Source organism: Pseudomonas glycinis (assembly GCF_054871425.1).
The window spans coordinates 302,255-323,916 of record NZ_JBTYHF010000009.1 but is presented as its reverse complement, the minus strand read 5'-3'; the positions used below and the strand labels follow the sequence as shown (position 1 = coordinate 323,916).

18 protein-coding genes and 4 tRNA genes are annotated in these 21,662 nt (G+C 55.5%); all 22 read left to right on the top strand.

The annotated features are described in order from the left end of the window. The first annotated feature begins 74 nt into the window (after window positions 1–74). The 22 genes from birA (at window position 75) to rplC (ending at window position 21,657) form a co-directional block, all read left to right on the top strand. Window positions 75–1,028, top strand: a complete 954-nt coding sequence (gene birA / locus ACYSTU_RS22260) for a bifunctional biotin--[acetyl-CoA-carboxylase] ligase/biotin operon repressor BirA (protein ID WP_016772932.1) — start codon at window positions 75–77, stop codon at window positions 1,026–1,028. Further along, entirely contained in the window at window positions 1,018–1,770 is a 753-nt protein-coding gene (locus ACYSTU_RS22255) for a pantothenate kinase (protein WP_136494125.1), read from the top strand. Before birA ends, ACYSTU_RS22255 begins: the two co-directional genes overlap by 11 nt. 7 nt (window positions 1,771–1,777) lie before the next feature. Beyond that, complete coding sequence (locus tag ACYSTU_RS22250; RefSeq protein WP_136494124.1) at window positions 1,778–2,209, top strand: hypothetical protein; 432 nt, start codon at window positions 1,778–1,780, stop codon at window positions 2,207–2,209. Window positions 2,210–2,351: 142 nt separating this feature from the next. Next, window positions 2,352–2,436, top strand: a tRNA-Tyr gene (locus ACYSTU_RS22245). 25 nt (window positions 2,437–2,461) lie between these two features. Further along, a tRNA-Gly gene (locus ACYSTU_RS22240) sits at window positions 2,462–2,535 on the top strand. 27 nt (window positions 2,536–2,562) lie between these two features. Continuing rightward, window positions 2,563–2,638, top strand: a tRNA-Thr gene (locus tag ACYSTU_RS22235). 85 nt (window positions 2,639–2,723) lie between these two features. After that, a complete protein-coding gene (gene tuf / locus ACYSTU_RS22230) occupies window positions 2,724–3,917 on the top strand; it encodes an elongation factor Tu (RefSeq protein WP_064361246.1) in 1,194 nt (397 codons plus the stop codon). Window positions 3,918–3,970: 53 nt separating this feature from the next. After that, window positions 3,971–4,046, top strand: a tRNA-Trp gene (locus ACYSTU_RS22225). 45 nt (window positions 4,047–4,091) lie between these two features. After that, a complete protein-coding gene (gene secE, locus ACYSTU_RS22220) occupies window positions 4,092–4,460 on the top strand; it encodes a preprotein translocase subunit SecE (protein ID WP_016772937.1) in 369 nt (122 codons plus the stop codon). 9 nt (window positions 4,461–4,469) lie between these two features. After that, on the top strand, window positions 4,470–5,003 hold the full coding sequence (gene nusG / locus ACYSTU_RS22215) for a transcription termination/antitermination protein NusG (RefSeq protein ID WP_007957598.1): 534 nt from the start codon (window positions 4,470–4,472) through the stop codon (window positions 5,001–5,003). A gap of 118 nt (window positions 5,004–5,121) precedes the next feature. Beyond that, complete coding sequence (gene rplK / locus ACYSTU_RS22210; protein ID WP_003176435.1) at window positions 5,122–5,553, top strand: 50S ribosomal protein L11; 432 nt, start codon at window positions 5,122–5,124, stop codon at window positions 5,551–5,553. Next, window positions 5,553–6,248, top strand: a complete 696-nt coding sequence (gene rplA / locus ACYSTU_RS22205; RefSeq protein ID WP_016772938.1) for a 50S ribosomal protein L1 — start codon at window positions 5,553–5,555, stop codon at window positions 6,246–6,248. Before rplK ends, rplA begins: the two co-directional genes overlap by 1 nt. Before the next feature lie 198 nt (window positions 6,249–6,446). Continuing rightward, the gene (rplJ, locus tag ACYSTU_RS22200; RefSeq protein ID WP_008081912.1) at window positions 6,447–6,947 is read left to right on the top strand and encodes a 50S ribosomal protein L10; all 501 of its coding nucleotides are present in this window, start codon (window positions 6,447–6,449) and stop codon (window positions 6,945–6,947) included. Window positions 6,948–7,020: 73 nt separating this feature from the next. Then, on the top strand, window positions 7,021–7,386 hold the full coding sequence (gene rplL / locus ACYSTU_RS22195) for a 50S ribosomal protein L7/L12 (protein ID WP_007962228.1): 366 nt from the start codon (window positions 7,021–7,023) through the stop codon (window positions 7,384–7,386). A 221-nt stretch (window positions 7,387–7,607) separates the two neighbouring features. Further along, complete coding sequence (gene rpoB / locus ACYSTU_RS22190; protein WP_016772939.1) at window positions 7,608–11,681, top strand: DNA-directed RNA polymerase subunit beta; 4,074 nt, start codon at window positions 7,608–7,610, stop codon at window positions 11,679–11,681. A gap of 64 nt (window positions 11,682–11,745) precedes the next feature. Next, window positions 11,746–15,945 carry a DNA-directed RNA polymerase subunit beta' gene (rpoC, locus tag ACYSTU_RS22185; protein ID WP_016772940.1) on the top strand — a complete coding sequence of 1,400 codons (4,200 nt, stop codon included), beginning with the start codon at window positions 11,746–11,748 and terminating at the stop codon, window positions 15,943–15,945. A gap of 216 nt (window positions 15,946–16,161) precedes the next feature. Beyond that, complete coding sequence (gene rpsL / locus ACYSTU_RS22180) at window positions 16,162–16,533, top strand: 30S ribosomal protein S12 (protein WP_003186084.1); 372 nt, start codon at window positions 16,162–16,164, stop codon at window positions 16,531–16,533. A 107-nt stretch (window positions 16,534–16,640) separates the two neighbouring features. Continuing rightward, complete coding sequence (gene rpsG / locus ACYSTU_RS22175; RefSeq protein WP_016772941.1) at window positions 16,641–17,114, top strand: 30S ribosomal protein S7; 474 nt, start codon at window positions 16,641–16,643, stop codon at window positions 17,112–17,114. A gap of 30 nt (window positions 17,115–17,144) precedes the next feature. Then, window positions 17,145–19,250, top strand: a complete 2,106-nt coding sequence (fusA, locus tag ACYSTU_RS22170) for an elongation factor G (RefSeq protein ID WP_016772942.1) — start codon at window positions 17,145–17,147, stop codon at window positions 19,248–19,250. 31 nt (window positions 19,251–19,281) lie between these two features. After that, on the top strand, window positions 19,282–20,475 hold the full coding sequence (tuf, locus tag ACYSTU_RS22165) for an elongation factor Tu (protein ID WP_024014521.1): 1,194 nt from the start codon (window positions 19,282–19,284) through the stop codon (window positions 20,473–20,475). A gap of 154 nt (window positions 20,476–20,629) precedes the next feature. Next, window positions 20,630–20,941, top strand: a complete 312-nt coding sequence (gene rpsJ / locus ACYSTU_RS22160) for a 30S ribosomal protein S10 (RefSeq protein ID WP_003186070.1) — start codon at window positions 20,630–20,632, stop codon at window positions 20,939–20,941. An 80-nt stretch (window positions 20,942–21,021) separates the two neighbouring features. After that, window positions 21,022–21,657: a 50S ribosomal protein L3 gene (rplC, locus tag ACYSTU_RS22155; RefSeq protein ID WP_003228738.1), complete on the top strand. Its 636-nt coding sequence runs from the start codon at window positions 21,022–21,024 to the stop codon at window positions 21,655–21,657. Window positions 21,658–21,662: the final 5 nt, after the last annotated feature.

Genomic DNA, 21,662 nt, shown 5'->3' with positions numbered 1-21,662 from the left:
TGTGTCCGCTTGATTTCTATGCAACGGCCCGGGGCATGGCTATTATGCGGGCCTCATTGTGAGGCGATACCTGCATGCTGACGTTGTTGAATCTACTGAAGGATGGACGATTCCATTCCGGACAGGACCTGGGCGTTGCCCTGGGAATAAGCCGAAGTGCTGTATGGAAGCAGCTACAACAGCTTGAAGCTGAACTTGGTCTGTCGATCCATAAAGTTCGCGGTCGCGGATATCAATTGTCGACGCCTCTGACGCTCCTTGATCCTCTGGAAATAACCAGGAAGATGCCTCAATGGCCGGTGCGTGTGTTCGACTCTGTTGACTCGACAAATGCCGAAGCTCTGCGCTCCATCAGTGACGGCGCCGCCGCGCCGTTTTTGGTGCTCGCGGAGCGACAATTGGCAGGCCGTGGTCGTCGAGGTCGTAAGTGGGTAAGCCCATTTGCAGAAAATCTTTATTACAGCCTTGTACTCCGCATCGAAGGCGGCATGCGTCAGCTTGAGGGATTGAGCCTTGTTGTTGGCTTGGCGGTGATGCAGGCCTTGCGAAACACCGGTGTGCCCAATGCCGGTTTGAAGTGGCCCAATGATGTTTTGGTGGGTAACAAGAAAATAGCTGGCATTCTGCTCGAACTCGTCGGCGATCCGGCGGATGTGTGTCATGTTGTATTGGGTATAGGAATCAACGTGAATATGCAGGTTGCCGATGAGGTCGACCAGCAATGGACTTCTATAAAACTGGAGTCAGGCAAAGCCTGCGATCGCAATGCTCTGGTGGTTGAATTGAGTAATCAACTCAAGACTTATATCCATAAACACCAGCTCAACGGGTTCGCGAGTCTGCAGGCAGAATGGGCGGAAAATCATCTGTGGCAGGGGCGCTCCGTGTCGTTGATCGCGGGTAACAGCCGTATCGATGGAGTAGTGCTCGGGATTGATAACCAAGGCGGGTTGCGCTTGATTGTAGATGGTGTCGAAAAGGCCTTTAGTGGCGGAGAGCTCAGCCTGAGGTTGCGTGATGATTCTTGAGCTTGACTGCGGCAATAGCTTTATAAAATGGCGCGTGCTGGATGCGTCGGCGAGCGAGCTGGTCTCGGAAGGAGTTGTAGATTCCAATCAGGCTTTGCTTGAGAGCCTACGCATCATAAAGTCACTCTCGCTGCGCAAGTGTCGTTTGGTAAGCGTCAGGACCAGCGAGGAAACCAGTGCTTTAACCGAAATGCTTGAGCGCGAGTTCAGTATTCCTATCTCGTGTGCGAAGCCCGCTCGCGAGATGTCTGGTGTTCGAAACGGCTACGAAGACTATGAGCGTCTGGGGCTCGATCGCTGGCTGGCGATGCTTGGCGGCTTTCACCTGGCTGCCGGGAGTGCTTGTCTGGTTCTCGACTTCGGTACCGCGGTTACTGCCGATTTTGTGGGGCCTGACGGTGAGCATCTCGGTGGGTTCATTTGTCCAGGCATGCCTTTGATGCGAAACCAGCTTCGCACCCATACCCGTAAAATTCGTTATGGTGATGAGGCGGCAGAGCGCGCCCTTTCCAGTCATGTCCCGGGGCGTACCACCGTGGAAGCGGTGGAGCGCGGTTGTTCTTTGATGCTGAGGGGCTTTGTTCTCACTCAATTAGAGCTGGCTCGAGCGTACTGGGGAGAGCAATTCACCGTCTTTATTACGGGAGGGGATGCCGAGTTGGTTAAAGGCGTCGCGCCTGACGCCAGGGTCGTGCCCGACCTGGTTTTTGTCGGCTTGGCGATGGCGTGTCCCTTGTCCTGAGGTTTATATGCGTTGGTTGTTCCTGCTCCTAGTGGTTCTCAATGTTTTTTACTATGTCTGGCATCAGCAGGAAGCGCCCTTGCGAGCCAAAGATGTAACGCCCCTTAGTCTGTATCGCGGTGCGCAGCAGGATATCCGTCTACTGAGCGAAACTGCTGGTGAAAGCGGGAGAGGGCAGGTGGTGCCGCGTCAACAGTGTCTCTTCGTTGGTGGATTTTCTGAAGAGGATTCAATTGCCAGGTTGCAACAGCGCCTGGTGGCGATGAAGGTCAATGCTCAATCCGTGCCGAAAGCTGCTGCAGGAAGCGGTTACTGGCTTGCAGTTGCGCCGGATGGCCAGCCGTTGTTGGGCGATCAGCAGTTGCAAAACCTTTCCAAGGAATTCAATGGGTTAAAACATAAAATAATGCTGTGCGAAGGGGTTGCACCTGCTCAATAGTTTGCATAGAATGGCGCCCGCTCCACAGCGAACACCTTAAGCGGGATTCGAAGTGAAGCGTGTCAACGCAGCTAACCTCAGGTTTTTAAATGAGAAAATGCTTGACAGGGGTTGGGCATGATATAGAATGCCGGCCTGATTAGGAGGGGTTCCCGAGCGGCCAAAGGGATCAGACTGTAAATCTGACGTCTACGACTTCGAAGGTTCGAATCCTTCTCCCTCCACCAGATTTAAGCGTGAGCTGCAGGCTCCGCGGGTATAGTTTAGTGGTAGAACCTCAGCCTTCCAAGCTGATGATGCGGGTTCGATTCCCGCTACCCGCTCCAAGTTTGCAGGTTGTGCAAAAGGGTTTTGCTCTTGTAGCTCAGTTGGTAGAGCACACCCTTGGTAAGGGTGAGGTCAGCGGTTCAAATCCGCTCAAGAGCTCCATATAACAAGGCAGATATGAAAATATCTGCCTTTGTTTTAATGGTTGATATTGTTTGTCTAATTTCTTCTGTAGAGGGTGATATCGATGGCTAAGGAAAAATTTGATCGTTCCCTGCCCCACGTCAACGTTGGGACCATTGGTCACGTTGACCACGGTAAAACCACTCTGACTGCTGCTCTGACTCGCGTTTGCTCCGAAGTTTTCGGTTCTGCAATCGTTGACTTCGACAAGATCGACAGCGCACCAGAAGAAAAAGCTCGCGGTATCACCATCAACACTGCGCATGTTGAGTACAACTCGAAGATCCGTCACTACGCTCACGTTGACTGCCCAGGTCACGCTGACTACGTGAAGAACATGATCACCGGTGCTGCTCAGATGGACGGCGCTATCCTGGTTTGCTCGGCCGCTGATGGTCCGATGCCGCAAACCCGTGAGCACATCTTGCTGTCCCGTCAGGTTGGCGTTCCGTACATCGTGGTCTTCCTGAACAAGGCTGACCTGGTAGATGACGCTGAGCTGCTGGAACTGGTTGAGATGGAAGTTCGTGACCTGCTGTCGACTTACGACTTCCCGGGCGACGACACTCCGATCATCATCGGTTCGGCTCGTATGGCGCTGGAAGGCAAAGACGACAACGAGATGGGCACCACTGCCGTCAAGAAGCTGGTTGAAACTCTGGATGCCTACATCCCAGAACCAGTTCGTATGATCGATAAGCCATTCCTGATGCCAATCGAAGACGTATTCTCGATCTCGGGTCGCGGTACCGTTGTGACTGGTCGTATCGAGCGCGGTATCGTTCGCGTTCAGGATCCGCTGGAAATCGTTGGTCTGCGTGACACCACCGTTACTACTTGCACCGGTGTTGAAATGTTCCGCAAGCTGCTGGACGAAGGTCGTGCTGGCGAGAACTGCGGCGTTCTGTTGCGTGGTACCAAGCGTGACGACGTTGAGCGTGGCCAGGTTCTGGTCAAGCCAGGTTCGGTCAAGCCGCACACCAAGTTCACTGCAGAAGTTTACGTTCTGAGCAAGGAAGAAGGCGGTCGTCACACTCCGTTCTTCAAAGGCTACCGTCCACAGTTCTACTTCCGTACTACTGACGTGACTGGTAACTGCGAGCTGCCAGAAGGCGTTGAAATGGTAATGCCAGGTGACAACATTCAGATGACTGTTACCCTGATCAAAACCATCGCGATGGAAGACGGTCTGCGTTTCGCTATCCGTGAAGGCGGTCGTACCGTCGGCGCTGGCGTCGTAGCTAAAATCATCGAATAAGCGGTTGTAATGTATTTTTCGGGCCGGCATAATGGTCGGCCTGATTTTGTTTTAGGTCAGTAGCTCAATTGGCAGAGCGACGGTCTCCAAAACCGTAGGTTGGGGGTTCGATTCCCTCCTGACCTGCCAGATTCACTCGGTGTGTCTGGCTTTCTTTTCACAGGATCTTCATAGATGACTCCTAAAGCTGAAGCTCAAGGCTCTCGCTTCGATCTGCTCAAGTGGCTTGTAGTAGTCGCTTTGGTAGTTGTTGGCGTTGTTGGCAATCAGTATTACGCTGCGTCGCCGATCCTGTACCGTGTACTCGCTTTGCTTGCCATTGCTGCTGTAGCTGCCTTTGTAGGCCTGCAGACCGCGAAGGGCAAGTCTTTCTTTGTACTGGTTAAGGAAGCTCGCACCGAGATTCGTAAAGTCGTGTGGCCAACTCGCCAAGAAACCACGCAAACCACGCTGATTGTCGTGGCTGTTGTTCTGGTTATGGCGTTGCTGTTGTGGGGTCTTGATTCCCTGCTCGGCTGGCTTGTTTCCTTGATTGTCGGCTAAGGGTGTCCCGTGGCTAAGCGTTGGTATGTTGTGCATGCTTACTCGGGTTACGAGAAGCATGTGATGCGCTCGCTGATCGAGCGCGTAAAGCTGGCTGGCATGGAAGATGGCTTCGGCGAGATTCTGGTTCCCACTGAAGAAGTGGTAGAGATGCGTAACGGCCAGAAGCGCAAAAGCGAACGGAAGTTCTTCCCGGGCTATGTGCTGGTCCAGATGGATATGAACGAGGGTACTTGGCACTTGGTCAAGGATACTCCTCGGGTGATGGGGTTCATCGGCGGTACTGCCGACAAGCCTGCACCAATTACCGATAAAGAGGCAGAAGCGATTCTGCGTCGCGTTGCTGATGGTAGCGACAAGCCGAAGCCGAAGACGTTGTTCGAGCCGGGCGAGACGGTACGTGTCAATGACGGTCCATTCGCTGATTTCAATGGCGTTGTGGAAGAAGTTAACTACGAAAAGAGCCGGATCCAAGTGGCAGTGCTCATTTTCGGTCGCTCTACTCCGGTGGAGCTCGAGTTCAGTCAGGTCGAGAAGGTCTAACTGGACAAGCAATCCCAACCCCGCAGCCTTAGGCTGTGGGGTTTTGTCGTCACTGGGATAAACGCGCAAGTAACCGGGGAGCCTTTCGAGGCGTTCGAACCCGTAATTGGAGTGCCTCATGGCCAAGAAGATTACCGCTTACATCAAGCTGCAAGTGAAGGCCGCTCAGGCTAACCCAAGTCCACCGGTTGGTCCTGCTCTGGGTCAGCACGGCGTGAACATCATGGAATTCTGCAAGGCTTTCAACGCCCGTACCCAGGGTCTTGAGCCAGGTCTGCCGACTCCAGTGATCATCACTGTCTACAGCGACCGTAGCTTCACTTTCGAAACCAAATCCACCCCTGCTTCGGTTCTGCTGAAGAAGGCGGCCGGTCTGACCAGCGGTTCCGCTCGTCCGAACACCGTTAAGGTTGGCACTGTTACCCGTGCTCAGCTGGAAGAAATCGCGAAAACCAAAAACGCGGATCTGACTGCAGCTGATATGGATGCAGCCGTGCGTACTATCGCCGGTTCTGCTCGTAGCATGGGCCTTAACGTGGAGGGTGTGTAATGGCTAAGCTGACCAAGCGTCAAAAGGCTATCGCCGGCAAAATCGAAGCAGGCAAGGCCTACAACATTGTAGACGCCGCTGCTCTGCTGGCCGAGCTGTCGACTGTCAAGTTCAGCGAGTCGTTCGACGTTGCTGTAAACCTGGGTGTAGACCCGCGTAAATCTGACCAGGTTGTTCGTAGCGCTACTGTGCTGCCACACGGCACTGGCAAGACCGTTCGCGTTGCTGTGTTCACCCAGGGTCCAGCTGCTGAGGCCGCTCTGGCTGCCGGCGCTGACCGTGTAGGTATGGACGACCTGGCTGCCGAAATGAAAGGCGGCGACCTGAACTATGACGTAGTGATCGCATCCCCGGATGCCATGCGCGTTGTAGGTCAGTTGGGTCAGATCCTCGGTCCACGTGGCCTGATGCCTAACCCGAAAGTCGGCACCGTAACTCCAGACGTAGCCAACGCGGTCAAGAACGCCAAAGCTGGTCAGGTTCGTTATCGCACCGACAAAAACGGCATCATCCACACTTCCGTTGGCAAGATGGGCTTCGACGCCGTCAAGCTGAAGGAAAACGTTGAAGCCCTGATCGCTGATCTGAAGCGTATCAAGCCGGCTTCCTCGAAAGGCATTTACGTCAAGCGCGTTACCCTGAGCACCACCATGGGCCCAGGTCTGGTTATCGACCAGAGCTCGCTCGACGCGTAAGACAAAGGTTGGCGCGGTTTGCCGCGCCAATTGAAAGATTGGGGTCCCTGCCTGGCGGGGGCTATCCAAGACCGTAGGCGGCGCAAGCCTTAAACCTCAAGCCTACGCAGATGGTGCTCCCGGTTCCTTACCGAATCAGACACCAAAACGACATTCGGTTCCGATCGAATGAAACGGTAACAAGCAGGAGTTAAACCCGTGGCAATTAATCTCGAAGACAAGAAGGCCATCGTCGCTGAAGTCAACGAGGCTGCCAAAGTCGCTCTGTCCGCTGTCGTGGTTGATGCACGTGGCGTAACAGTAGGCGCAATGACCGGACTCCGTAAAGAGGCTCGTGAAGCTGGCGTTTACGTACGTGTTGTACGTAACACCCTGCTCAAGCGCGCTGTTGCTGACACTCAATACAGTGTCCTCAACGACGTGTTCACCGGCCCGACCCTGATTGCATTCTCGAACGAACATCCGGGCGCTGCTGCCCGTATCTTCAAAGAGTTTGCCAAGGGTCAGGACAAGTTCGAGATCAAGGCAGCTGCGTTCGAGGGCAAGTTCCTCGCAGCTAATCAGATCGACGTACTGGCAACTCTGCCGACCCGTGACGAAGCAATTTCTCAGCTGATGAGCGTGATTCAAGGCGCAACCAGCAAATTGGCTCGTACTCTGGCGGCAATTCGCGACCAGAAAGAAGCTGCCGCAGCCTAAGGCTCGTCACTTCTCGCGTTTTTTGTTTATTTCGATGGTCGCGTAGGCCGTCCCCCAATTCAGGAATTGAGTCATGTCTCTGACTAACGAACAAATCATCGAAGCAATCGGCCAGAAATCCGTAGTGGAAATCGTTGAGCTGATCAAAGCGATGGAAGAAACCTTCGGTGTTACCGCTGCTGCCGCTTCGGCTGGCCCAGCTGTAGCTGCTGCTGCTGTTGAAGAGCAAACCGAGTTCAACGTTGTTCTGCTGGAAGCTGGCGAGAAGAAGGTTAACGTGATCAAGGCAGTTCGTGAACTGACCGGTCTGGGCCTGAAAGAAGCCAAAGAGAAAGTAGACGGCGCTCCTCAGGTTGTAGCTGAAGGCGTTTCGAAAGAAGCGGCTGAAGACGCCAAGAAGAAGCTGGAAGAAGCAGGCGCTAAAGTCGAGCTGAAGTAAGCATCGACTTTGCTCCTCCAGCCCGAGCGTCAAGCGACAGGCTGATGGCTGGTGGCTCTTGCCACCGGCCTTTTTCCGTTATTGGCAGCCGACTGGGTCGGTGCTGATAAAGGCGCTGTAACCACCCGATGCGGTGGCGCAAACCATGGGGTTTGCACGATTTTCTGGCTGCTCCCGTCGGGAGGGGCCAAACAAGCAGGTGACCAAGCTGGGGAACGCTGATGGCTTACTCATATACTGAGAAAAAACGTATCCGCAAGGACTTTAGCAAGTTGCCGGACGTCATGGATGTGCCTTACCTCCTGGCCATCCAGCTGGATTCGTATCGTGAATTCTTGCAAGCGGGAGCGACTAAAGATCAGTTCCGCGACGTGGGCCTGCATGCGGCCTTCAAATCCGTTTTCCCGATCATCAGCTACTCCGGCAATGCTGCGCTGGAGTACGTCGGTTATCGCCTGGGCGAACCGGCATTTGATGTCAAAGAATGCGTATTGCGCGGTGTGACTTTCGCCGTACCTTTGCGGGTAAAAGTGCGCCTGATCATTTTCGACAAAGAATCGTCGAACAAAGCGATCAAGGACATCAAAGAGCAAGAAGTCTACATGGGTGAAATTCCCCTGATGACTGAGAACGGTACCTTCGTAATCAACGGTACCGAGCGTGTTATCGTTTCCCAGCTGCACCGTTCCCCGGGCGTGTTCTTCGACCACGACCGCGGCAAGACGCACAGCTCCGGCAAACTGCTGTACTCGGCTCGCATCATTCCTTACCGCGGTTCGTGGCTGGACTTCGAATTCGACCCGAAAGACTGCGTCTTCGTGCGTATCGACCGTCGTCGCAAACTGCCGGCTTCGGTACTGCTGCGCGCACTCGGTTACACCACCGAAGAAGTGCTGGACGCGTTCTACACCACCAACGTATTCCACCTGAGCGGCGAAACCCTCAGCCTGGAACTGGTGCCGTCGCGCCTGCGTGGTGAAGTTGCGGTTCTGGACATCCAGGACGAGAAGGGCAAGGTCATCGTTGAGCAAGGCCGCCGTATTACCGCGCGCCACATCAACCAGATCGAAAAAGCCGGTATCAAGACGCTGGACGTGCCACTGGACTACGTCCTTGGCCGCACCACCGCCAAGGCTATCGTGCACCCGGCTACCGGAGAAATCCTGGCCGAATGCAACACCGAGCTGAACACTGAAGTCCTGGCAAAAATCGCCAAGGCTCAGGTCGTTCGCATCGAGACCCTGTACACCAACGACATCGACTGCGGTCCGTTCGTCTCCGACACGCTGAAGATCGACTCCACCAGCAACCAATTGGAAGCGCTGGTCGAGATCTATCGCATGATGCGTCCAGGCGAGCCGCCAACCAAAGACGCTGCCGAAACCCTGTTCAACAACCTGTTCTTCAGCCCTGAGCGCTATGACCTGTCTGCGGTCGGCCGGATGAAGTTCAACCGTCGTATCGGTCGTACCGAGATCGAAGGTTCGGGCGTGCTGTGCAAGGAAGACATCGTCGCGGTCCTGAAGACTCTGGTCGACATCCGCAACGGTAAAGGCATCGTCGATGACATCGACCACCTGGGTAACCGTCGTGTTCGCTGCGTAGGCGAAATGGCCGAGAACCAGTTCCGCGTTGGCCTGGTACGTGTTGAGCGTGCGGTCAAAGAGCGTCTGTCGATGGCTGAAAGCGAAGGCCTGATGCCGCAAGACCTGATCAACGCCAAGCCAGTGGCTGCGGCGGTGAAAGAGTTCTTCGGTTCCAGCCAGCTGTCGCAGTTCATGGACCAGAACAACCCGCTGTCCGAGATCACCCACAAGCGTCGTGTCTCTGCACTCGGCCCTGGCGGTCTGACTCGTGAGCGCGCAGGCTTCGAAGTCCGTGACGTACACCCGACTCACTACGGTCGTGTCTGCCCGATTGAAACGCCGGAAGGTCCGAACATCGGCCTGATCAACTCCTTGGCTGCGTACGCTCGCACCAACCAGTACGGCTTCCTGGAAAGCCCGTACCGCGTGGTGAAAGAGGGTGTCGTCACCGACGAGATCGTGTTCCTGTCCGCTATTGAAGAAGCCGATCACGTGATCGCGCAGGCTTCGGCGACCATGAACGAGCAGAAAGTCCTGATCGACGAACTGGTTGCCGTACGTCACCTGAACGAATTCACCGTCAAGGCGCCGGAAGACGTCACCCTGATGGACGTTTCGCCGAAGCAGGTTGTATCGGTTGCAGCGTCGCTGATTCCGTTCCTCGAGCACGACGACGCCAACCGTGCGTTGATGGGTTCGAACATGCAGCGTCAGGCTGTACCGACTCTGCGCGCTGACAAGCCGCTGGTAGGTACCGGCATGGAGCGTAACGTAGCCCGTGACTCCGGCGTTTGCGTCGTGGCTCGTCGTGGTGGCGTGATCGATTCCGTCGATGCCAGCCGTATCGTGGTTCGTGTTGCCGATGACGAAGTTGAAACCGGTGAAGCCGGTGTCGACATCTACAACCTGACCAAGTACACCCGCTCGAACCAGAACACCTGCATCAACCAGCGTCCGCTGGTGCGTAAAGGTGATCGCGTTCAGCGTAGCGACATCATGGCCGACGGCCCGTCCACCGACATGGGTGAACTGGCGCTGGGTCAGAACATGCGCATCGCGTTCATGGCATGGAACGGCTTCAACTTCGAAGACTCCATCTGCCTGTCCGAGCGTGTGGTTCAGGAAGACCGTTTCACCACGATCCACATTCAGGAACTGACCTGTGTGGCCCGTGACACCAAGCTTGGCCCAGAGGAAATCACTGCGGACATCCCGAACGTGGGTGAAGCTGCACTGAACAAGCTGGACGAAGCCGGTATCGTTTACGTAGGTGCTGAAGTAGGCGCAGGCGACATCCTGGTTGGCAAGGTCACTCCGAAAGGCGAGACCCAACTGACTCCGGAAGAAAAACTGCTGCGTGCAATCTTCGGTGAAAAAGCCAGCGACGTTAAAGACACCTCTCTGCGCGTGCCTACCGGCACCAAAGGTACTGTCATCGACGTACAGGTCTTCACCCGTGACGGCGTTGAGCGTGATGCTCGTGCACTGTCGATCGAGAAGTCCCAGCTGGACGAGATCCGCAAGGATCTGAACGAAGAGTTCCGCATCGTTGAAGGCGCGACTTTCGAGCGTCTGCGTTCCGCACTGGTAGGCCACAAGGCCGAAGGCGGCGCCGGCCTGAAGAAAGGTCAGGACATCACCGACGAAGTACTCGACGGTCTTGAGCACGGCCAGTGGTTCAAACTGCGCATGGCTGAAGATGCTCTGAACGAGCAGCTCGAGAAGGCTCAGGCCTACATCGTTGATCGTCGCCGTCTGCTGGACGACAAGTTCGAAGACAAGAAGCGCAAACTGCAGCAGGGCGATGACCTGGCTCCAGGCGTGCTGAAAATCGTCAAGGTTTACCTGGCAATCCGTCGCCGCATCCAGCCGGGCGACAAGATGGCCGGTCGTCACGGTAACAAGGGTGTGGTCTCCGTGATCATGCCGGTTGAAGACATGCCGCACGATGCCAATGGCACCCCGGTCGACGTGGTCCTCAACCCGCTGGGCGTACCTTCGCGTATGAACGTTGGTCAGATCCTCGAAACCCACCTGGGCCTCGCGGCCAAAGGTCTGGGCGAGAAGATCAACCGGATGGTCGAAGAGCAGCGTAAAGTCGCTGAACTGCGCACCTTCCTGGACGAGATCTACAACCAGATCGGCGGTCGTAACGAAGATCTGGACAGCTTCTCCGATCAGGAAATCCTCGATCTGGCGAACAACCTGCGTGGCGGCGTTCCAATGGCCACTCCAGTGTTCGACGGCGCCAAGGAAAGCGAAATCAAGGCCATGCTGAAACTGGCAGACCTGCCGGAAAGCGGCCAGATGCAACTGACCGACGGCCGTACCGGCAACAAGTTCGAGCGTCCAGTTACCGTTGGCTACATGTACATGCTGAAGCTGAACCACTTGGTAGACGACAAGATGCACGCGCGTTCTACCGGTTCTTACAGCCTGGTTACCCAGCAGCCGCTGGGTGGTAAGGCGCAGTTCGGTGGTCAGCGTTTCGGGGAGATGGAGGTCTGGGCACTGGAAGCATACGGTGCTGCTTACACTCTGCAAGAAATGCTCACAGTGAAGTCGGACGATGTGAACGGCCGTACCAAGATGTACAAGAACATCGTGGATGGCGATCACCGTATGGAGCCGGGCATGCCCGAGTCCTTCAACGTGTTGATCAAGGAAATTCGTTCCCTCGGCATCGATATCGATCTGGAAACCGAATAACACGTGACGCGAATCGAGAGCGGGGCAGGAATGCCCGCTCTCTGCTCCGCCAGGAGGAAAGGCCTTGAAAGACCTACTGAATTTGCTGAAAAACCAGGGTCAAGTCGAAGAGTTCGACGCCATCCGCATCGGATTGGCCTCGCCGGAGATGATCCGTTCGTGGTCGTTCGGTGAAGTTAAAAAGCCGGAAACCATCAACTACCGTACGTTCAAACCCGAGCGTGACGGCCTGTTCTGCGCCAAGATCTTTGGTCCGGTAAAGGATTACGAGTGCCTGTGCGGTAAGTACAAGCGCTTGAAACACCGTGGTGTGATCTGCGAGAAGTGCGGCGTTGAAGTTGCACTGGCCAAGGTTCGTCGTGAGCGCATGGCGCACATTGAACTGGCTTCGCCGGTTGCCCACATCTGGTTCCTGAAATCGCTGCCGTCGCGTATCGGCCTGCTGATGGACATGACCCTGCGTGATATCGAACGCGTTCTCTACTTCGAGAGCTATGTCGTTATCGATCCAGGCATGACCACCCTTGAAAAAGGTCAGCTGCTGAACGACGAGCAGTATTTCGAAGCGCTGGAAGAGTTCGGTGACGATTTCGACGCCCGCATGGGTGCCGAAGCTGTCCGTGAACTGCTGCACGCTATCGACCTGGAGCACGAGATTGGCCGTCTGCGCGAAGAGATTCCGCAAACCAACTCGGAAACCAAGATCAAGAAGCTGTCCAAGCGTCTGAAGTTGATGGAAGCCTTCCAGGGTTCCGGCAACCTGCCAGAGTGGATGGTGCTGACCGTTCTGCCGGTTCTGCCGCCAGATCTGCGTCCACTGGTCCCGCTGGATGGCGGTCGTTTCGCGACCTCCGACCTCAACGATCTGTATCGTCGAGTGATCAACCGTAACAACCGTTTGAAGCGCCTGCTGGATCTGTCCGCGCCGGACATCATCGTGCGCAACGAAAAGCGTATGTTGCAGGAAGCGGTCGATGCACTGCTCGACAACGGTCGTCGTGGCCGCGCTATCACTGGTTCCAACAAGCGTCCTCTGAAATCCCTGGCTGACATGATCAAGGGTAAGCAAGGTCGTTTCCGTCAGAACTTGCTCGGTAAGCGTGTTGACTACTCCGGTCGTTCGGTAATTACCGTAGGCCCGACCCTGCGTCTGCACCAGTGCGGTCTGCCGAAGAAGATGGCTCTCGAGCTGTTCAAGCCGTTCATTTTCGGCAAGCTGGAAATGCGTGGTCTGGCGACCACCATCAAAGCGGCCAAGAAAATGGTCGAGCGCGAGTTGCCAGAGGTTTGGGACGTTCTCGCTGAAGTGATTCGCGAACACCCGGTTCTGCTCAACCGTGCACCGACCCTTCACCGTCTGGGTATCCAGGCGTTTGAACCGGTACTGATCGAAGGTAAGGCTATCCAGCTGCACCCTCTGGTCTGCGCCGCGTACAACGCCGACTTCGACGGCGACCAAATGGCCGTGCACGTACCGCTGACGCTGGAAGCCCAGCTCGAAGCGCGTGCGTTGATGATGTCGACCAACAACATTCTATCGCCAGCCAACGGTGAGCCAATCATCGTTCCGTCGCAGGACGTTGTATTGGGTCTGTACTACATGACTCGTGAAGCGATCAACGCCAAGGGCGAAGGCCGTGTGTTCGCGGATCTGCAGGAAGTCGACCGTGTGTTCCGTGCCGGCGAAGCCGCACTGCACGCCAAGGTCAAGGTTCGTATCAACGAAACCGTCAACGACCGTGACGGCAACAGCGTGAGCGGTACCCGTATTGTCGACACCACTGTCGGCCGTGCGCTGCTGTTCCAGGTTGTGCCAAAAGGTCTGTCGTTCGACGTCGTCAACCTGCCGATGAAGAAAAAGGCGATCTCCAAGCTGATCAACCAGTGCTACCGCGTGGTTGGTCTGAAAGAGACCGTGATCTTCGCTGACCAGTTGATGTACACCGGTTTCGCTTACTCGACCATCTCCGGCGTTTCCATCGGTGTTAACGACTTCGTTATCCCGGATGAAAAAGCCCGCATCATCGGTGCAGCCACCGACGAAGTGAAAGAGATCGAGAGCCAGTACGCCTCCGGCCTGGTAACCCAGGGCGAGAAGTACAACAAAGTGATCGACCTCTGGTCGAAAGCGAACGACGAAGTTTCCAAGGCGATGATGGCCAACCTCTCGAAAGAGAAAGTCATCGACCGTCACGGCGACGAAGTCGACCAAGAGTCTTTCAACTCGATGTACATGATGGCCGACTCGGGTGCGCGGGGTTCCGCAGCACAGATTCGTCAGCTGGCCGGTATGCGTGGTCTGATGGCCAAGCCGGACGGTTCCATCATTGAAACGCCGATTACTGCGAACTTCCGTGAAGGTCTGAGCGTACTTCAGTACTTCATCTCGACTCACGGTGCTCGTAAAGGTCTGGCGGATACCGCGTTGAAAACCGCTAACTCCGGTTACCTGACTCGTCGTCTGGTAGACGTGGCGCAGGATCTGGTAGTAACCGAGATCGATTGCGGCACCGAACACGGTCTGCTGATGACTCCGCACATTGAAGGCGGTGACGTTGTAGAACCGTTGGGTGAGCGCGTATTGGGTCGTGTCATTGCCCGTGACGTATTCAAGCCGGGTACCGAGGACGTTATCGTTCCTGCCGGCACTCTGGTTGACGAGAAGTGGGTCGAGTTCATCGAGCTGAACAGCATCGACGAAGTGATCGTGCGTTCGCCGATCAGTTGCGAAACCCGCTACGGCATCTGCGCCAAGTGCTACGGCCGTGATCTGGCTCGTGGTCACCAGGTGAACATCGGTGAAGCGGTCGGCGTTATCGCTGCTCAGTCCATCGGTGAGCCGGGTACCCAGCTGACCATGCGTACGTTCCACATCGGTGGTGCGGCAAGCCGTACTTCCGCAGCCGACAGCGTTCAGGTGAAGAATGGCGGTACCGTCCGTCTGCACAACCTGAAGCACGTTGAGCGAGTGGATGGTCACCTGGTTGCTGTGTCCCGTTCCGGTGAGCTGGCAATTGCGGACGACTTCGGTCGTGAGCGCGAGCGTTACAAGCTGCCGTACGGTGCTGTGATTTCGGTTAAGGAAGGTGACAAGGTCGACGCTGGCGCAATCGTGGCCAAGTGGGATCCGCACACTCACCCGATCGTTACCGAAATGAAAGGTACCGTGACCTACGTGGGCATGGAAGAAGGCATCACGATCAAGCGTCAGACTGACGAATTGACCGGTATGACCAACATTGAAGTACTCGACGCGAAAGATCGTCCAGCTGCCGGCAAGGAAATCCGTCCAGCAGTGAAGATGGTCGACGACAACGGCAAGGATCTGTTGCTGCCAGGCACTGACGTTATCGCTCAGTACTTCCTGCCAGCCAACGCCCTGGTCGGTGTGGCTGACGGTGCGAAGATTGCGATCGGTGACGTTATCGCTCGTATCCCGCAGGAAACTTCGAAGACCCGTGACATCACCGGTGGTCTGCCGCGTGTTGCCGACCTGTTCGAAGCCCGTCGTCCGAAAGAAGCGTCGATTCTGGCTGAAGTCAGCGGCACCATCGCGTTCGGTAAAGAGACCAAAGGCAAGCGCCGTCTGGTCATTACCCCGAACGACGGTAGCGATCCGTACGAAGAGCTGATTCCGAAGTGGCGTCACCTGAACGTCTTCGAAGGCGAACAGGTAAACCGCGGCGAAGTTATCTCCGACGGTCCAAGCGATCCGCACGACATCCTGCGTCTGCTGGGTGTAAGCGCGCTGGCCAAGTACATCGTCAACGAGATCCAGGACGTTTATCGTCTGCAAGGCGTGAAGATCAACGACAAGCACATCGAGACCATCCTGCGTCAGATGCTGCGTAAAGTTGAGATCTCCGAGTCCGGCGATTCCAGCTTCATCAAGGGCGACCAGATGGAACTGACTCACGTTCTGGTAGAGAACGAGCGTCTGAGCGCGGAAGACAAGTTTGTCTCCAAGTTCACTCGCGTTCTGCTGGGTATCACCAAGGCGTCGTTGTCCACCGAATCGTTCATCTCGGCGGCTTCCTTCCAGGAAACCACCCGCGTACTGACCGAAGCGGCAGTCACCGGCAAGCGCGATTACCTGCGCGGCCTGAAAGAAAACGTAGTCGTGGGTCGTCTGATCCCGGCCGGTACCGGTCTTGCCTATCACAGCGAGCGCAAGCGTCGCCGTGATGCCGACAAGCCGTTGCGCGTAAGCGCCAGTGAAGTGGAAGCTGCACTGACCGAAGCGCTGAACTCGAGCGGTAACTGAGTTCTGCGATAAACGAGAGTGAGGCCCTGATCGCTCCGTTCGTCGAATCGAGACATCAAGTCAAGGTTCGATGGGCGGGGAGGTCGGGGCCTTGCCTTGACTGGAATCAAGATCCTCTTTAGACTCTTGATCCCCTAAATTTGGCGGGAATTCGTTCCTGCCATTTTGCTTTTCTTGCAAGACAATAGCGTCGCAAGACAACAGTGGAGCTAGTAGATGGCAACTATCAACCAGCTGGTACGTCAGCCGCGTAAGCGTATCGTCGAGAAATCCGACGTACCTGCGCTGCAGAACTGCCCGCAACGTCGTGGCGTGTGCACCCGTGTGTACACCACCACGCCGAAAAAACCTAACTCGGCACTGCGTAAAGTATGCCGTGTGCGTCTGACCAACGGTTTCGAGGTTTCCTCGTACATCGGTGGTGAAGGCCACAACCTGCAAGAGCACAGCGTGGTACTGATCCGCGGCGGTCGTGTAAAAGACTTGCCAGGTGTTCGTTACCACACCGTTCGCGGCTCCTTGGATACTTCCGGCGTTAAAGGCCGTAACCAGGGTCGTTCGAAGTACGGTACCAAGCGTCCGAAGTAATCGGCCGTTTTGCAGATTTTTATTTTATTGAGTCGATAAGAGTAAGGTCGGGCACGCATCCTCTGGATCTGTCCCGAGCTAACCTGAAGACCGCTTGAGGGCTTATCATGCCAAGACGTCGCGTAGCAGCAAAGCGTGAGATTCTGGACGATCCGAAATACGGAAGCCAGATCCTCGCCAAATTCATGAACCACGTTATGGAAAGCGGCAAGAAAGCCGTTGCCGAGCGTATCGTTTATGGTGCCCTGGAAACCGTTGCGGCCCGTAAGGCTGGCACCGATCCCCTGGAACTCTTCGAAAAAGCACTCGACGCCATCGCTCCGCTGGTCGAAGTGAAGTCGCGCCGCGTTGGTGGTGCTACTTACCAGGTTCCGGTCGAGGTTCGTCCTTCCCGTCGTAACGCTCTGGCAATGCGCTGGTTGGTAGACTTCGCCCGTAAGCGCGGCGAGAAGTCTATGGCTCTGCGTTTGGCTGGCGAACTGCTGGATGCTGCTGAAGGTAAAGGTGCTGCTGTTAAGAAGCGTGAAGACGTGCACCGTATGGCCGAAGCTAACAAAGCTTTCTCGCACTACCGCTTCTAATTTTAGCTTCACTAATTTTGCGAGGGCTTTATGGCTCGTACTACTCCGATTAGCCGCTACCGTAACATCGGTATCGTCGCTCACGTGGATGCTGGTAAAACCACCACCACCGAGCGCGTACTGTTTTACACCGGCAAAAGTCACAAAATGGGCGAGGTGCATGATGGCGCCGCGACCACAGACTGGATGGTTCAGGAGCAGGAGCGTGGTATTACCATTACTTCTGCTGCCATTACCGCCTTCTGGAAAGGTTCCGAGAAGCAGTACTCTCACGAGCACCGTTTCAACGTAATCGATACCCCGGGCCACGTTGACTTCACCATTGAAGTTGAACGTTCCCTGCGCGTACTCGACGGCGCTGTCGTTGTGTTCTGCGGTACTTCGGGTGTTGAGCCGCAGTCGGAAACCGTATGGCGTCAAGCCAACAAATACGGCGTTCCACGTCTTGTTTACGTAAACAAGATGGACCGTGCCGGCGCCAACTTCCTGCGCGTGATCGGTCAGATCAAGCAGCGTCTGGGTCACACTCCGGTGCCGATCCAGTTGGCCATCGGCTCCGAAGACAACTTCCAGGGTCAGATCGATCTGATCAACATGCAAGCTGTCTACTGGAACGACTCCGACAAAGGTATGGTCCCTGTTCGCAAGGACATTCCTGCCGAGCTCCAAGAGCTGGCTGAAGAGTGGCGCAACAACATGGTTGAAGCTGCTGCCGAAGCCAACGAAGAGCTGATGAACAAGTACCTGGAAGGCGAAGAGCTGTCGATCGAAGAGATCAAGGCTGCTTTGCGTCAGCGTACTATCGCCGGCGAAATCGTTCTGGCCGTTTGCGGTTCTTCGTTCAAGAACAAGGGCGTTCCGCTGGTTCTCGACGCCGTTATCGACTACCTGCCTGCTCCGACCGACATTCCTGCTATCAAGGGTTCCAACCCTGATAACGAGGAAGAAGAGATGGAGCGTCATGCAGACGACAACGAGCCTTTCGCGGCTCTGGCGTTCAAGATCGCTACCGACCCATTCGTGGGTACTCTGACCTTCGTCCGCGTTTACTCGGGCGTGTTGAACTCCGGCGACGGCGTGATCAACTCGGTCAAAGGCAAGAAAGAGCGCGTGGGTCGTATGGTGCAAATGCACGCAAACGCCCGTGAAGAGATCAAGGAAGTACGCGCTGGTGACATCGCGGCCCTGATCGGCATGAAGGACGTCACCACTGGTGAAACCCTCTGCAACGCTGACAAGCCAATCATCCTGGTTCGCATGGACTTCCCGGAGCCGGTTATTTCGGTTGCCGTAGAGCCTAAGACCAAGGATGACCAGGAAAAAATGGGTATCGCTCTGGGCAAACTCGCTCAGGAAGACCCGTCTTTCCGCGTTAAAACTGATGAAGAGACTGGTCAGACGATCATCTCCGGCATGGGCGAGCTGCACCTGGACATCCTGGTTGACCGGATGCGCCGTGAGTTCAACGTCGAAGCCAACATCGGCAAGCCTCAGGTTTCGTATCGTGAGCGCATCACGAAGAACTGTGAAATCGAAGGCAAGTTCGTTCGTCAGTCCGGTGGTCGCGGCCAGTTCGGTCACTGCTGGATCCGTTTTGCTCCTGCTGACGAAGGTCAGGAAGGTCTGCAATTCGTGAACGAAGTTGTAGGTGGTGTGGTTCCTAAGGAATACATCCCGGCTATCCAGAAGGGTATCGAAGAGCAGATGAAGAACGGCGTTGTTGCCGGCTATCCGCTGATCGGCCTGAAGGCTACCGTGTTCGATGGTTCTTACCACGACGTCGACTCCAACGAGATGGCGTTTAAAGTGGCTGCTTCCATGGCGACCAAGCAACTGGCCCAGAAGGGTGGTGGTGAGTTGCTCGAGCCGATCATGGCGGTAGAGGTTGTTACGCCTGAAGACTATATGGGTGATGTGATGGGCGACCTTAACCGTCGTCGCGGCATGATCCAGGGTATGGAAGACACAGTGTCCGGCAAGGTTATCCGTGCCGAGGTTCCACTGGGTGAGATGTTCGGTTATGCGACCGACGTTCGTTCCATGTCCCAGGGTCGCGCAAGCTACTCTATGGAATTCAAAAAATACGATACGGCTCCGTCGCACATCGTCGAATCCGTAACCAAAAAACAAGGCTGATTCAGCCCCTTTAGGCTAGGAGTTAATTGTCGTGGCTAAAGAAAAATTTGATCGTTCCCTACCGCACGTCAACGTTGGCACCATTGGTCACGTTGACCACGGTAAAACCACTCTGACTGCTGCTCTGACTCGCGTCTGCTCCGAAGTTTTCGGTTCGGCCGTCGTTGAATTCGACAAGATCGACAGCGCACCAGAAGAAAAAGCTCGCGGTATCACCATCAACACCGCTCACGTTGAGTACAACTCGACTATTCGTCACTACGCTCACGTTGACTGCCCAGGTCACGCTGACTATGTGAAGAACATGATCACCGGTGCTGCCCAGATGGACGGCGCGATCCTGGTTTGCTCGGCCGCTGATGGTCCGATGCCACAAACCCGTGAGCACATCCTGCTGTCCCGTCAGGTAGGCGTTCCGTACATCGTGGTTTTCCTGAACAAGGCTGACCTGGTAGACGACGCTGAGCTGCTGGAACTGGTTGAGATGGAAGTTCGTGACCTGCTGTCGACCTACGACTTCCCAGGCGACGACACTCCGATCATCATCGGTTCGGCTCGTATGGCGCTGGAAGGCAAAGACGACAACGAAATGGGCACCACTGCCGTTCGTAAACTGGTTGAAACTCTGGATACCTACATCCCAGAACCAGTTCGTATGATCGACAAGCCATTCCTGATGCCAATCGAAGACGTATTCTCGATCTCGGGTCGCGGTACTGTTGTGACTGGTCGTATCGAGCGCGGTATCGTTCGCGTTCAGGATGCTCTGGAAATCGTTGGTCTGCGTGACACCACCACCACCACCTGCACCGGTGTTGAGATGTTCCGCAAGCTGCTCGACGAAGGTCGTGCTGGCGAGAACTGCGGCGTTCTGCTGCGTGGTACCAAGCGTGACGACGTTGAGCGTGGCCAGGTTCTGGTCAAGCCAGGTTCGGTCAAGCCGCACACCAAGTTCACCGCAGAAGTTTACGTTCTGAGCAAGGAAGAAGGCGGTCGTCACACTCCGTTCTTCAAAGGCTACCGTCCACAGTTCTACTTCCGTACTACTGACGTGACTGGTAACTGCGAGCTGCCAGAAGGCGTTGAAATGGTAATGCCAGGTGACAACATTCAGATGACTGTTACCCTGATCAAAACCATCGCGATGGAAGACGGTCTGCGTTTCGCTATCCGTGAAGGCGGTCGTACCGTCGGCGCCGGCGTCGTAGCCAAAATCATCGAGTAAGACTTTTAAAGTCAGCTTGATGGATTGAAAAAGCCCCCGCTCAGCGGGGGCTTTTTTATTGGGTTGACACCTATCGGGGGCGTCTATAGAATTGCGCCTCCTTTTAACGGGCGTATTGCGCCCGGTGGGAATAGCAGCCGGAGTCTGAAATCCAATGCAAAATCAGCAAATCCGTATCAGGTTGAAGGCTTTTGACCATCGCCTGATCGACCAATCAACCCAGGAAATCGTGGAAACCGCGAAACGTACTGGTGCTCAAGTGCGTGGTCCAATTCCACTGCCTACCCGTAAAGAGCGGTTCACCGTTCTGGTTTCCCCGCACGTCAACAAAGACGCGCGTGACCAGTACGAGATCCGCACTCATAAGCGTGTTCTGGACATCGTCCAGCCAACGGATAAAACCGTTGATGCGCTGATGAAGCTTGATCTTGCGGCCGGTGTGGAAGTGCAGATCAGCCTCGGCTAAGACTCGGTCTTGGTCGTGTAACGCTCTGAAATGGGCGGCCATAGCGGGTGAAAGCCCCGTACACTCATGAGGTTTACAACATGACTATTGGTGTAGTCGGTCGTAAATGCGGTATGACCCGTATTTTCACCGAAGAAGGTGTCTCCATTCCGGTCACGGTCATTGAGATCGAGCCGAATCGCGTCACCCAGTTCAAAACTGAAGAGACCGATGGCTATCGTGCAGTGCAAGTCACTGTCGGCGAGCGTCGCGCTTCGCGTGTAACAGCAGCTCAGGCTGGCCACTTCGCTAAAGCGAACGTTGCCGCTGGTCGCACCACCATGGAATTCCGCCTTGAAGAAGGCGAGTACCAGGCTGGCGATCTGATCAACGCTGAAATCTTCGCCGCTGGTCAACTGGTTGATGTAACCGGTCAGTCCAAGGGTAAAGGCTTCCAGGGTACGATCAAGCGTTGGAATTTCCGCGGGCAAGATAACACCCACGGTAACTCCGTATCCCACCGCGTCCCAGGCTCTATCGGCCAGTGCCAGACTCCTGGTCGTGTATTCAAGGGCAAAAAAATGTCCGGTCATATGGGCGCTGAGCGCGTGACCGTGCAGTCCCTGGAAGTAGTGCGCGTGGACGCTGAACGCAATCTGTTGTTGGTCAAGGGTGCTGTTCCTGGCGCTACTGGCGGCAACCTGGTTGTACGTCCAGCAGCCAAGGCTCGCGGTTAAGGGGA